The sequence below is a fragment of the Allomuricauda sp. MMSF_3307 genome, assembly GCF_030733585.1.
GTDB lineage: Bacteria > Bacteroidota > Bacteroidia > Flavobacteriales > Flavobacteriaceae > Flagellimonas.
Window position 1 is genome coordinate 1 of the sequence record NZ_JASHIQ010000006.1, and the last position, 14,271, is coordinate 14,271.

At 44.0% G+C, this 14,271-nt stretch carries 9 protein-coding genes and 1 tRNA gene; 7 read left to right on the forward strand and 3 right to left on the reverse strand.

Features of this window, described 5'->3' with window-relative positions:
• Positions 1-195 precede the first annotated feature (195 nt).
• The 3 genes from RBB12_RS14110 to RBB12_RS14120 all read right to left on the reverse strand — a co-directional run bounded on the left by RBB12_RS14110 (position 196) and on the right by RBB12_RS14120 (position 7,627).
• A complete protein-coding gene (locus tag RBB12_RS14110; protein ID WP_306014665.1) occupies positions 196-1,662 on the reverse strand; it encodes a glutamate synthase subunit beta in 1,467 nt (488 codons plus the stop codon).
• An 8-nt stretch (positions 1,663-1,670) separates the two neighbouring features.
• Positions 1,671-6,176, reverse strand: a complete 4,506-nt coding sequence (gene gltB, locus RBB12_RS14115) for a glutamate synthase large subunit (RefSeq protein ID WP_306014664.1) — start codon at positions 6,174-6,176, stop codon at positions 1,671-1,673.
• 308 nt (positions 6,177-6,484) lie between these two features.
• Entirely contained in the window at positions 6,485-7,627 is a 1,143-nt protein-coding gene (locus RBB12_RS14120) for an acyl-CoA dehydrogenase (protein ID WP_179384554.1), read from the reverse strand.
• A 235-nt stretch (positions 7,628-7,862) separates the two neighbouring features.
• On the opposite strand from RBB12_RS14120, the gene nhaD reads away from it, so the two are divergent.
• The 7 genes from nhaD to RBB12_RS14155 all read left to right on the forward strand — a co-directional run bounded on the left by nhaD (position 7,863) and on the right by RBB12_RS14155 (position 14,141).
• Complete coding sequence (nhaD, locus tag RBB12_RS14125) at positions 7,863-9,248, forward strand: sodium:proton antiporter NhaD (protein ID WP_306014663.1); 1,386 nt, start codon at positions 7,863-7,865, stop codon at positions 9,246-9,248.
• A gap of 57 nt (positions 9,249-9,305) precedes the next feature.
• A complete protein-coding gene (locus RBB12_RS14130; protein WP_127140661.1) occupies positions 9,306-9,998 on the forward strand; it encodes a MotA/TolQ/ExbB proton channel family protein in 693 nt (230 codons plus the stop codon).
• A gap of 10 nt (positions 9,999-10,008) precedes the next feature.
• On the forward strand, positions 10,009-10,395 hold the full coding sequence (locus tag RBB12_RS14135) for an ExbD/TolR family protein (protein ID WP_127140660.1): 387 nt from the start codon (positions 10,009-10,011) through the stop codon (positions 10,393-10,395).
• Positions 10,395-11,282 (forward strand): energy transducer TonB, encoded by an 888-nt coding sequence (locus RBB12_RS14140; protein ID WP_306014662.1) that lies wholly within the window; start codon positions 10,395-10,397, stop codon positions 11,280-11,282. The genes RBB12_RS14135 and RBB12_RS14140 overlap by 1 nt, the downstream gene beginning before the upstream one ends.
• Positions 11,282-12,493: a bifunctional folylpolyglutamate synthase/dihydrofolate synthase gene (locus RBB12_RS14145; protein WP_306014661.1), complete on the forward strand. Its 1,212-nt coding sequence runs from the start codon at positions 11,282-11,284 to the stop codon at positions 12,491-12,493. Before RBB12_RS14140 ends, RBB12_RS14145 begins: the two co-directional genes overlap by 1 nt.
• A 71-nt stretch (positions 12,494-12,564) precedes the next feature.
• Positions 12,565-12,639, forward strand: a tRNA-Val gene (locus tag RBB12_RS14150).
• Positions 12,640-12,869: 230 nt separating this feature from the next.
• A complete protein-coding gene (locus RBB12_RS14155; RefSeq protein ID WP_306014660.1) occupies positions 12,870-14,141 on the forward strand; it encodes a site-specific integrase in 1,272 nt (423 codons plus the stop codon).
• The last annotated feature ends 130 nt before the right edge of the window (positions 14,142-14,271 follow it).

Consider the following 14,271-nt stretch of genomic DNA (forward strand, 5'->3'; position numbering starts at 1 on the left):
ATGGTACTGCCACACCAGGTGGGAGAGTAGGTCGCCGCCTTCCTTGAAGCCCCTCACACAACGTGAGGGGCTTTTTTTGTTTTTGGATTCTTAGCATTTAGATCCAACAAGGGACCGTTATCAGCCCATAAAAAAACTCCTCGCAGCACAAGGCCTTGAGGAGTTAGCAAGTTTAGTTGAGATTTATGTGAGTTTTTACACTCGGGGTAAATCACCTTCCCCTTTTAACGGTAAATCGGATGTTCCCATAAGGTATTTGTCCACGTAGTGAGCCGCTTGCCTTCCCTCAGAGATGGCCCAAACAATTAAGGATTGCCCTCTTCTTTGGTCACCGGCCACAAATACGCCAGGAACATTGGTTTTATAATCTGCCGCAGAAGCTTTAATATTGGTTCGTGCATCCATTTCAAGATGAAGTTGGTCGGCTATGGTGGTTTCAGAACCTGTGAAGCCCAAAGCCAATAGCACCAAATCGCACTCCCATTCTTTTTCTGTGCCTTCTACTTCTTTTAATACCGGTCTTTGACCTGGTTGCTTGATCCATTCCACTTCCGCAGTTACCAAGCTTTTCAAATTGCCATCATTATCGGTATTGAATCTTTTGGTAGAAATGCTAAATACACGGTCAGCTCCTTCTTTGTGCGACGAACTTGTTCGTAAACGCATTGGCCAAAAGGGCCAAGGCTGTCCCTTTGGCCGTTCGGTAGTTCCTTTCGGCATAATTTCAAAATTGGTCACAGAAATGGCACCTTGTCTAATGGAAGTTCCGATACAATCCGAACCTGTGTCACCACCACCAATTACGATGACTTTTTTGTCTTTTGCCGAGATTTCTTCTCCTTGATACGGTATTCCGTCCACTTTTCGATTGTTTTGTGGTAAAAAATCCATGGCTTGTACCACTCCCTTGGCATCGGAGCCGGGAATGGGAAGGTTGCGCCTTACCGTGGCCCCACCACAAAGAACAATGGAATCAAAATCTTGTTGAAGTTGTTCGGCCGTAACATCCACACCGACATGAATGCCTGTTTTGAATTCGATGCCTTCTTGTTCCATGATTTCCAATCGTCGGTCGATAATACTTTTCTCCATTTTAAAATCAGGAATCCCATAGCGGAGCAGGCCGCCCGGTTTCTCATCCCTTTCGAATACAGTAACATTATGACCTGCGCGGTTCAATTGTTGTGCTGCCGCCAATCCTGCCGGTCCAGAACCTACTACGGCCACTTTTTTGTCCGTTCGTTTTACAGGGATAATGGGTTTAACCCAACCGTTTTTGAATGCGGTCTCTACAATGTTCTTTTCGATATTCTCAATGGATACCGGGTCTTCATTGATGCCCAATACGCACGATTCTTCACAGGGAGCGGGACACAACCTACCGGTGAATTCCGGGAAATTATTGGTTGAGTGCAGTATCTCAGCAGCTTGCTGCCATTTGCCTTTATAAACGGCGTCGTTAAAATCGGGGATAAGGTTTCCCAGCGGACAGCCACTATGGCAAAATGGGATACCACAATCCATGCAGCGAGCCCCCTGATCTTTTAATTCGGACTCTTTTAGCGGTTTGGTAAACTCCTTATAGTTTTTGATGCGTTCTTCGACAGGGGCATATGCTTCATCCTTTCTGTCAAATTCCATAAATCCTGTAATCTTTCCCATGTCTCCAATTATAAGGTTTGCAATTTTTCTTCTTCCAATCGTATCAGTGCTTGTCGGAATTCTTCCGGGAACACTTTTATGAACTTAGGAAGGCAATTTTCCCAATCTTCAAGAATACGCTGTGCCAATGGACTCAAGGTCGCATTGTAATGGTTCTCTATTAGGTCCTTCAGTTGTTGGATATCGTTATCCTCATCAACCGGAAGCAGATTCAAGTGATCTCCGTTGCAGTTACTTCTAAAGGAATTGTCTTTATCAAATACATAAGCAATTCCACCGCTCATTCCGGCACCAAAATTTCTTCCTACGGAACCTAAGATCACAGCAACACCACCCGTCATATATTCGCAACCGTGGTCACCGATTCCTTCCACGACCGCTTTGGCCCCGGAGTTTCTCACACAGAAACGTTCTCCCGCTTTACCGTTGATGTATGCCTCGCCCGAGGTGGCACCGTAAAGGGTTACGTTTCCAGTGATTACATTTTCTTCGGGTTTTATGGTTGATTTGAACGGAACTTTAATGACCAATTTTGCTCCAGAAAGTCCTTTCCCAAGATAGTCGTTGGTATTTCCATTAACCACCATGGTAAGTCCTTTGGTGGCAAAGGCACCGAAGCTCTGGCCGGCAGAACCGGTAAAATTCAGTTTCAGGGTGTTTTCCGGTAATCCTTCCTCCCCATAGATTTTTGAGATTTCATTGCTGATAATGGCACCAACGGCCCTATCTGTATTTTTGATGGGGAAATCCAATGTGGTTTTCTCCTTACGGAAAAGAGCAGGGTGCGCCTTTCCAATAATATCAAACTCTATGGATTTACTGATGTCGTGTACCTGCTTTTCTGTATTGTACAGTTTTGTTTCCTCGGGGACGTCGATGCGGTACAGAATGGGAGTAAGGTCAATTCCAGCGGCCTTGTAATGTTCAATGGCTTTTTTACGGTCCAGCTTTTGCACTTGGCCCACCATCTCGTTCAAGGTCCTAAAGCCTAGTTTGGCCATGATCTCACGCAATTCTTGAGCTACGAAGTACATATAGTTGACCACGTGTTCTGGCTTGCCTTCAAACTTTTTACGCAGCTCAGGGTTCTGGGTTGCAATTCCTACGGGGCAGGTATTTAAGTGGCAAACACGCATCATAATACAGCCCGAAGCTACGAGGGGCGCTGTGGCAAATCCAAATTCTTCAGCTCCCAACAAGCAGGCGATGGCCACATCCCTTCCCGTTTTTAATTGTCCGTCACATTCCAAAACCACCCTGTTTCGCAAATCGTTCAGCACCAAGGTCTGCTGCGCTTCGGCAATTCCTAGTTCCCAAGGTAAGCCAGCGTGCTTTAAGGAAGTCAATGGCGATGCCCCGGTACCTCCATCGAATCCGGAAATGAGTATGACATCGGCCTTCGCCTTGGCAACCCCGGCTGCTACCGTACCTACACCTACTTCTGAAACCAATTTGACGTTGATACGTGCATCCCGGTTGGCAGATTTTAGGTCGTAGATCAATTGTGACAAATCTTCAATGGAATAAATGTCGTGGTGCGGGGGAGGGGAAATCAATCCTACGTAAGGGGTTGAATTTCGTGTTTTGGCAATCGCCGGATTGACTTTTGGTCCGGGCAATTGCCCACCCTCACCTGGTTTGGCCCCTTGGGCCATTTTTATCTGGATTTCCTGGGCGCTTGTCAAATAGTTGGAGGTGACCCCAAATCGACCCGACGCCACTTGTTTTATGGCACTGTTCTTCCAGTCGCCGGTTTGACTTTTATAGAAACGAGCCGAATCCTCCCCACCTTCACCTGAATTGCTCTTTCCTCCAATCCGGTTCATGGCAACCGCAAGATTTTCATGTGCTTCTTGACTAATACTTCCGTAGGACATCGCCCCCGTTTTGAACCTTTTGACGATTTCCGTCCAAGGCTCCACTTCTTCAATGGGAATGGGGTCGTAGTTCGAAAAATCGAACAGTCCACGGATGGTCATTAGGTTTTTGGATTGCTCATTGACCAATTTGGAATACTCCTTATAAGTTTCCGGCTCGTTGTTGCGTACCGATTTTTGAAGCATGGCGACACTTAATGGATTGAACATGTGCTTCTCACCATTTCTTCTCCAACGGTACTCTCCGCCCACCTCAAGATCTAGATTGGCTGCTATATCCTGCGATAGGAATGCTTTTTTATGGCGTTTGGTAACTTCTTTCTCTATTTCGTACAGTCCGATTCCCTGGATTCGGGTAGGGGTATTGGGGAAATATTTGTCCACCACGGTGGTGTTGATCCCAATACACTCGAACAATTGGGAACCGCGGTATGAGTTAAGGGTAGAGATACCAATTTTGTTCATCACCTTTAGGATACCCTTACCTACGGCCTTGTTGTAATTTTTGACGGCTTCCTCAAAAGTGTAATCGGTGATATTGTTCTCTTCAATTTGTTCCCCAATAATCTCGTTGACCAAGTAAGGATTGATGGCACTTGCACCAAAACCAAAAAGGAGTGCGAAGTGGTGAACTTCCCGAGGCTCGGCCGATTCAATAATGATGCTCAATTTGGAGCGTTTGCCAAACTTACGCAGTCCGCTGTTCACATGCGAACAAGCCAAAAGGGCAGGAATCGCTGCCATTTCGGTGCTGACCATTCTATCCGATAGTATAATAATGTTGGCGTCATCATCAATGGCCTGTATGGCTTGTTGTAGGATGTTATCCAGTGCTTCTTCCAATCCATTGTGTCCTTTTTGGATTTCATATAGCATGGGAATGGAGACTACTTTGTAGTCGGGACTGGCATCGTAGTTTTTGATTTTATCCAAATCTTCCTTGGAGATCACCGGGTTCTGGATTTTCAATTTACGGCAATGCAGTTCCGAAAAGTCGAAAATATTATGGTCGCTCCCCAAGGTCAGGCTAATATCGGTAATCAATTCCTCACGAATACCATCTAAAGGCGGATTGGTTACCTGGGCAAAGAGTTGCTTAAAGTAATTGTAGATCAATTGAGGACGTTCGGACAACACGGCAATGGGTGTATCCGACCCCATGGAGCCTATGGGTTCTTTCCCATTTTCGGCCATTGGCATTATAATGGTGTTGATATCCTCTTGGGTATAGCCAAAAGCAGTTCTTCTGGTTTTAAGCGGAAATTCGCCGAAGAATACGGGACAATCATTATATGGGATATCTTTCAAATGCACCAAATTGTCCTTCAGCCATTTTTTATACGGATGTTTTTTGGCAATACGCTCCTTGATTTCTTCATCGTTCACGATTCTGCCTTCTTCCATGTTTACCAAGAACATTTTACCTGGCTCCAACCTTCCATGGAATTCAATATCTTCTGGCTCGAGCTCTACCACCCCTGTTTCTGAAGACATGATGACATAACCTTTTTTGGTCACGGAGTATCTTGATGGACGAAGACCGTTTCTATCCAGTACCGCACCGATGTAGTTGCCATCGGTAAATGGAATGGAAGCGGGTCCGTCCCATGGCTCCATCAGGCAGGAGTTATATTCGTAAAAGGCGCGCTTGGCCTCGGACATATCTGGGTTCTTCTCCCATGCTTCTGGTACGAGCATCATCATCACCTCCGGTAATGAACGCCCTGTCATCAACAATAACTCCACCACCATGTCCATGCTGGCGGAATCGGATTTTCCGGGCAGCACCACGGGAAGAATCTTTTTGATGTCCTCACCGAACCATTCACTTTCCATCAATTCCTCACGGGAGCGCATGCGTGAGACATTTCCCCGTAGGGTGTTGATTTCTCCATTGTGGCACATATATCTAAAAGGTTGTGCCAAATCCCAGTTTGGGAAGGTGTTGGTGGAAAATCGTTGGTGCACCAAAGCCAATCGGGTCACAACCCTTGGGTCCAACAGGTCTTCGTAATACCTGCTGATGTCCTTGGGAACCAGTAGTCCTTTAAAAATGATGATTTTTGTGGATAAACTGGGAAGGTAGAAAAATTCACTTTCCGACAGTTTACTATTTATAATGGTATGCTCGGTGATTTTCCGTGCAATGAAAAGTTTGAGATTAAATTGGAATTCATCCAAATCCTCACTTTTTCCAACAAAGACTTGCATCACGTAGGGCTCGGTTTCCGCGGCAATTCTTCCGGGAACGGAACGATTGACGGGTACGTGTCGCCATCCTAACAGTTGAAGCCCTTGTTTGGCGATGTTTTCCTCAAAAACTTTGATGCAGAAATCGCGCTGGTTTTCTTTTTGTGGTAGAAATACGTTTCCTACGGCATATTCCCCAGCTTCGGGTAGGTCAAATGCACACGCATCCTTAAAAAAGGCATGGGGGATATCGATAAGAATACCTGCACCATCACCAGTTTTACCATCTGCGCTTACAGCCCCACGGTGTTCCAATTTATCGAGAATCTCTAGGGCCTTATGTATGATGTCATTCGATTTGATGCCCTTTAGGCTACAAATAAAGCCCGCACCGCAATTGTCATGTTCAAATTCTGGTAGATATAAACCTTGTTTCTTCAATCCCATCATTAACGTATTTGCTCAAAAATATCAAAATCAATGAAGAAACAATAAGGTTTTGGTTGATTATCAGATAAATAATCAACGTTATTTCATAAAGGTTAAAAAAAATTCAATTTAGGAAATATAGGAAAGTTAAATTATCATTCTCTCAAATTCGCCGTTCAAATGAAGGTCTTCCCTTTTCGTTGTGATGGGGGTATGGTTCTTTTTTAGAATTTTAAGGAAGATGTCAGTCAAAAAATAGGGTCGAGTTGACGAATGGGTAGTGTTGATAAAAAACAACCCCCTCTTTTGGGAGGGGGTACTGATTTTTAATCGGCTATGATGCTTCTGGAAATAACAATTTTCTGTATTTCAGAAGTGCCTTCGTATATCTGGGTTATTTTTGCGTCACGCATCAATCGCTCTACATGGTAATCCTTTACGTAGCCATTACCTCCGTGTATCTGTACGGCTTCGATAGCGGTTTCCATGGCAACTTCAGAAGCATAAAGCTTGGCCATTGCACCAGAAAGCGTATAATCGTTCCCATTGTCTTTGTCCCAAGCGGATTGATACACCAAATGGCGGGCCGCCTGAATTTTGGTATGCATGTCTGCCAGTTTAAAGGCAATGGCCTGGTGATTGGCAATTTCAGTACCAAATGCTTTCCGTTCTTTGGCATATTTTAGGGCCAATTCGTAGGCTCCCGCCGCAATTCCAAGGGCTTGTGCGGCAATACCTATTCGTCCTCCGGCCAAGGTTTTCATGGCAAACTTAAAGCCAAAGCCGTCTTCTCCGATGCGGTTTTCCTTGGGTACTTTAACATCATTGAACATAAGAGAGTGGGTATCGCTGCCTCGGATTCCCAATTTGTTTTCCTTGGGGCCGATATCAAAACCTTCCATGCCTTTCTCAACAATCAGGGCATTTATACCACGATGTCCCTTGTCCCGGTCCGTTTGGGCGATAACCAAGTAGACTTCGGCTATGTTGCCGTTGGTGATCCAGTTTTTGGTTCCGTTTAGTATATAATGGTCTCCCTTGTCAATGGCCGTTGTTTTTTGTGATGTGGCATCACTTCCCGCTTCAGGCTCCGATAGACAGAATGCTCCGATGATTTCTCCAGTGGCTAAGCGGGTCAAATATTTTTGTTTTTGTTCCTCAGTTCCATAGGTTTCGAGTCCCCAGCAAACCAAAGAATTGTTTACCGACACCATTACAGAGGCGGAGGCATCAATCTTGGATAGTTCTTCCATGGCCAAGACATAGGAAAGGGTTCCAAGGCCGCTTCCTCCATATTTCTCATTCACCATCATCCCCATAAAGCCGAGTTCTCCCATTTTTTGAACAAGTTCCCAAGGAAATGTCTGGGTTTCGTCGCGTTCGATGACCCCTGGCAAAAGTTCGTTTTGGGCAAAATCTTTGGCCGCCTGTTGTATCATTAACTGTTCTTCGGAAAGTGTAAAATCCATAAAACTGAATAATATTTAAAAACTACCTACAAATATAATCTTCCGGTATCAAATTTCTATGGATTGATGTCGATAAATGCGAATTTTTGAATTTTAAGAAAACGTTTTGAGTTCAGGATCTTCGGTTTTAGATATTTTTATACCAATTAGATTATGCGGAAAAATTCATTTTGAATATCTTTAGCCGCACAGATAACTGCTCAAAACATAATTCCTTAATTAAACCAAACTTAACATGGAAACCCTTTTAGTTGTCATTTTTGTAATTGGATATTTGGCAATTACCCTCGAACATAATTTAAAAATAGACAAATTGATTCCTGCTTTGGCCATGATGGCCATCTTGTGGGCGTTGATGGCTTTCGGGATAGACGGCTTCAGTACGTGGTTCGATTCTGGTAACCACTCCCTGTTGGAAAACTTTGGAGCCTTTGGTCACGAAGAGAAAATGGAATTGATGGAGGAGACCCTTTTGCACCATTTGGGAAAGACTTCCGAAATTTTGGTGTTCCTGTTGGGTGCCATGACCATTGTTGAAATCATTGATTACTTTGACGGGTTCGCTACCATAAAATCATTTGTAAAAACAAGGAGCAAGAAAAAAATTCTTTGGATTTTCTCTTTCTTGGCTTTTATCCTTTCTGCTATTATAGACAACCTTACTGCGACCATCGTGCTTATTTCCATTCTTCAAAAGATAGTGAAGGACAGGGAAGTGCGAATCTGGTACGCCGGTCTAATCATTATTGCCGCTAATGCTGGTGGTGCGTGGTCGCCCATCGGTGATGTTACCACGACCATGCTGTGGATCGGGGATAAAGTTTCTACGGCCATGCTCATCGAACATTTGTTAATACCATCATTGGTCTGTATGCTCATCCCATCTTTCATCGCCTCCTTTTTGCCCGCCTTTAAAGGAGAGATAGATATGGAAGAAGAAGATGGCGCTCAATCAAAATTTGGACCTAGAATGCTCTATTTGGGTCTTGGGGCGATCGTTTTTGTACCCATTTTTAAAACCGTGACCCACTTGCCGCCCTATGTAGGAATGATGTTATCTTTGGCTGTAGTCGCAACATTTGCAGAAATCTACAGTAATAAGAAAATCGCTATTTCCAGTTTGGATCAAGAAAGCGATGCCCACGCCTCCCACAGTCCGGTACATAGCGCGTTGACCAAAATTGAATTGCCTAGTATTTTGTTCTTCTTGGGTATTTTGATGGCAGTTGCTGCCTTGGAGTCCTTGGGGCTTCTGTTCAACTTCGCCGAAGGATTGAAGCAAGGTATGCCTTTAATGGGAACGGAAATGGCTGGAACACGGGTGTCCGATTTAGTGGTAATTCTATTAGGTGTCGGATCCGCCATTATTGACAACGTACCTTTGGTGGCAGCAAGTTTGGGAATGTTCTCCGAACCCATGGATGATCAACTGTGGCATTTTATCGCTTACTCCGCTGGAACAGGTGGAAGTATGTTGATCATCGGTTCTGCGGCTGGCGTTGTTGCTATGGGAATGGAGAAAATTGATTTCTTCTGGTACCTCAAAAAAATATCGTGGTTGGCCTTTGTAGGTTTTATCGCTGGAGCAATTTGCTACATGGGTATGCGATATTTGTTCTAAAAGATACTTTAGTTCAAAAATCTCCGTTATACTTGCATAATAAATTGGGGATTTTATATGAATATTTTTCAAGAAGTAACGGAAGGTGCTGAAGCAGCTGCTTCAATTTCCGAGGAAAAAACCTTGTCCGTAATCGACCTTATCGTAAATGGGGGAACAGGAAGCGTTATCATTATCATGGTGCTTTTTGTTCTTCTTTTTGTTGCTATGTACATCTATTTTGAACGGATTTTTGCCATAAAGGCGGCCTCTAAGATAGATAAGAATTTCATGAACCAGATTCGCGACCATATCAGCAATGGTAAACTGGAAGCTGCCACCTTGTTGTGTGCCCAAACGGATTCTCCCGTAGCGCGACTCATCGAAAAAGGGGTTGCGCGAATAGGCAAGCCTTTGGACGACATCAACACCTCTATCGAAAATGCAGGTACCCTTGAGGTGTACAAACTCGAAAAGAATGTGAGTGTTCTGGCCACCGTGGCAGGTGCTGCACCCATGATCGGTTTCTTGGGAACCGTTATCGGTATGATCTTGGCGTTTCACGAGATGGCAAGTAGCGGAGGACAAGCCGAAATGGGCTCTCTAGCATCTGGTATTTACACCGCCATGACCACCACAGTAGCAGGTCTTATCGTGGGTATCATCGCCTATATCGGCTATAACCACTTGGTGAATCGAACCGACAAGGTAGTGCACCAAATGGAAGCCAATGCGGTGGAGTTCCTGGATTTGTTGAACGAACCCATATAAACCCTCTGCCATGAAACTAAAGGGAAGAAATAAGATAAGCCCTGAATTCAGCATGTCGTCCATGACGGACATTGTGTTCCTGTTGTTGGTATTTTTCATGCTGACCTCCAATGCTCCAAATGCGTTGGATTTGTTGTTGCCAAAGGCAAAGGGCAAATCGACCAATACACAGAATGTTTCGGTGACCATCAATAAAGACCTGCAATATTTTGTGAACAACGAGCAGATCAACAAAGAATACATTGAAATTGAATTAAAAAAGGCACTTGAAGGTCAAGAAAAGCCTACCATCATCCTAAGGGCAGAAGAAAACGTGGCCATCAAAGAAGCGGTCAACGTTATGGATATTGCCAACAGGAACAGTTATAAGGTTATCTTGGCAGTGCGGCCAAAATAATGTCCTTTTTAGATACGAGACACAAGAAAAAATCCTTTACGCTCACTACACTTTTGTTGAGCGCATTGCTGCTATTGCTTTTTTATATTGGACTGACCTATCTCGACCCACCCATTGAAAATGGTATCGCTGTTAATTTCGGTACCATGGAATTTGGAAGTGGTGAGGTGCAGCCCACGGAAAGAGTACGTTCCGAACCCAGGGAAGTGGAAAGGCAGCCTGAGGAGCCTCAAGAGCAAGTAGAGCCTGTGCAGCCTGAGCAAACGGTTGTGGAAGAAGCACCCGTGGAAGAGGTACTTACCAGCAACGATGAGGAGACCATCAAAATAAAACAACGAGAGGAAGCACAGCGAAAAGCTGAAGAAGAGGCCAAAAAAGCCAAGGCAGAAGCGGAACGTATTGCCCGTGAAAAACGGGAAGCCGAGGAACGCAAACGACAAGAACAGGAGGCCAAAAAGAAAAGCGTGGATGCTTTGATCGGGGGAATTGGAAAATCGGAAGGAACCACAACAGGCGGTGAAGGTGACGATGACAAAGCTGGGGATAAAGGCCAGCCTGATGGCGACCCATACGCCACTTCGTACTACGGTGCACCTGGAAGCGGTAGTGGTACTGGTGGTTACGGCCTTAATGGTCGATCGTTGGCCAACCAAGGAAAAGTACAACAGGAATGCAATGAGGAAGGTAGAGTAGTGGTAAGGATTGTGGTGGATAGAAATGGAAAGGTAATCCAAGCTCAGCCGGGAGTAAAGGGGACCACCAATAATGCGCCATGCCTTTTGGAACCTGCCCGTAAAACGGCGCTTCTTCATCGTTGGAATTCCGATGCGAATGCACCGGCCCAGCAAATCGGATTTGTGGTCGTCAACTTTAAATTGGGACAGTAGTGACCTATAAGGAGACGTTGGACTGGATGTTCGGACAGCTTCCGATGTACCAGCAAAAAGGTGCAGTAGCCTTGAACGCAAAGCTGGACAACATTATCCATTTTTGTAATGTGTTGGAAAATCCGCAGGATAAATTCAAGAGTATCCATGTGGCGGGTACCAATGGAAAGGGTTCCAGTAGCCATATGTTGGCGTCCATTCTTCAGGAGGCAGGCTACAAGGTCGGACTTTATACTTCGCCCCACCTCAAGGATTTTAGGGAACGTATTAAAATCGATGGAGAGGTAGTCAGTAAAAAATTTGTAAAGGGGTTTATAGCGAAGTACCGATCCTTTTTTGAATACAACAAGCTGTCGTTTTTTGAAATGACCGTTGGGATGGCGTTCAGCTATTTTGAAGAGGAAAAGGTGGACATTGCAGTAATTGAGGTCGGGTTGGGCGGCCGTTTGGACTCTACCAATATCATTACGCCCGAAGTGGCGCTCATTACCAACATAGGAATGGACCACACTCAGTTTTTGGGGGATACCTTGGAAAAAATTGCGTTGGAAAAGGCTGGGGTGATTAAATCAAATGTTCCCGTGGTAATCAGCGAAACCCAAGCTGAGACCAAAATGATCTTTAACCTGATTGCCCATCAGCTCAAATCCAATATTGTGTTTGCCGATGCGGAACCAGTCCTCGGGTACCAAACGGATTTGTTGGGCGATTATCAGCAAAGGAACATTAATGGGGTCGTTGCCTGTATCCATCAACTGAAAAATTTTGAAGTTCCGGAAGCGGCCATTTCAAAAGGCTTACAAAATGTGGTAAAGAACACCGGGCTCATGGGGAGATGGCAGGTGTTGCAACAGCATCCTTTAGTGGTTTGTGATACGGCCCATAACAAGGAAGGACTGCAATTGGTCCTGAAACAGGTGGAAAAACAGTCTTTTGAAAAACTCCATGTGGTATTAGGTTTTGTGAAGGACAAGGATATAAGGTCGGTACTGACCCTTTTTCCAAAAGATGCCCACTATTACTTTGTAAAGCCATCCATCCCTCGCGGTATGGAAGCCGCCCAACTAAGGGAACTAGCAGAAGAACAAGGACTTAAGGGGAAGGTTTGCAAGTCGGTAAACAAGGGTTTGAAGAAGGCATTGAAAAATGCTAACGAACAGGACATGATCTACGTTGGGGGAAGTACTTTTGTGGTGGCTGAAGTAGTGTGATTTTTTTTCATCTTTTTATTTTTTAAATCAAAAACTGTGTTATATTTGCACTCCCATTTAGCAAATTGAATGGGCGCTTAGCTCAGTTGGTTCAGAGCACCTCGTTTACACCGAGGGGGTCGGGGGTTCGAATCCCTCAGCGCCCACTTTTAGAGTTTAAATAAAAACAAAACCTTGCATATCTTATTGATTTGCAAGGTTTTGACGTTTTGGGCCTTTATTTAAATTGGTTTGATTTGATATGTTTTGGTTTGCAATTCGGTTAGTAAATTTTTTTGTGAAAAGTGTTAACCGAATAAGCCTGTAAATTACTATATTACAGCAACTTAGTATTTGACTTTCGTAGGTGATTTTCGTTCAATTTAACACAAAACCTATGAGAACTCGGTCTACATTTTCAATCAGTTTTTGGATAAGCACCGCCCGGAGGAATGACGGAACCGCGAAGATTTATGCACGTATTACCGTTGATTCACAACGAGTTAACATGAGCCTTAAATACACCATTCCTGCAGAAAGTTGGGACCGAAAAGGATCGAGGGTTCTGGGGCGCACAACGGAAGCGCAAGAAATCAACGCCTATCTGATGGAGGTCGAAACCGAACTTTTTCAGTGCTATCGTGAATTACGATCCAAAACAACCCACATTACGCCGCAAATGGTCAAGGCGAAGTATTTTGGGGAGGATGAGAACCAAATGACGTTAACGTCCCTATTTGAATACCATAACCTCCATGGCGCACATAATCTAGGTAAAGCGACCCTGAGCCATTATAAAACCACCCAGAAGTATTTATTGGGATATCTGAAGAAGCACTATAAAAGTGATGATTACAGATTGTCACAGCTCAACCATCAGTTTGTTGTAGGTTTCGAGACCTACTTGCGAAAACTACACCCTATTCACCATCATGGTAGACTTTCGAACAACGGAGCAATGAAGCATATCCAACGTTTGAGAAAGATGGTCAGAATGGCTGTAAACAATGAATGGATAGAAAAATATCCCTTTCAAAAATTTAAGATTAGGATGGAGAAAAAGGAAAGGGATTTTTTGACCTTGGAAGAATTACGAAAAATTCAGGATTTCCAAACCAAAATTGAACGGTTACGAATTGTAAAAGACTTATTTGTTTTTAGTTGCTACACGGGCATTGCCTATTGTGATATAATGAACCTAAATGAGGACAATCTCGTATTGGGTATCGATGGAAAGCATTGGATAAGTACAAAAAGACAAAAGACCAAGAACAGCTTCAAGCTGCCTTTAATGGGACCAGTATTGTCGATTGTGAAGAGATATCACTATCATCCGAAAAGACGCACAGATAAATTATTCCCAAAGATTTCCAATCAAAAATTAAATAGCTATCTGAAAGAGATTGCGGATGCATGCCATATCAATAAACACATAACTTTCCATATGGCCAGGCATACGTTCGCTACTACCATTACATTAAGCAACGGGGTTCCTATTGAAACTGTTTCCAAAATATTGGGACATTCAGAATTGGCCACGACTCAGATTTATGCGCGGGTCTTGGATAAAAAAATCAGTGAGGATATGAGTGGTTTGGAATCAATTCTAGAATCAAAATTCTCAGATTCAATTGATGATAGCGAGAAGTTTGGTAACTCCGTCTTTTAACCAAGAGAACTCATTACAAAGATCCAGGTGCCAAAACTATCGAAGATTTTTAGTCCCAATCTTACCCAGACTTTTGCGCTTGGTTCCTATCGGGTTTTTGTAGTGTTCGAGAAGATAAGGGTTGAGCAAA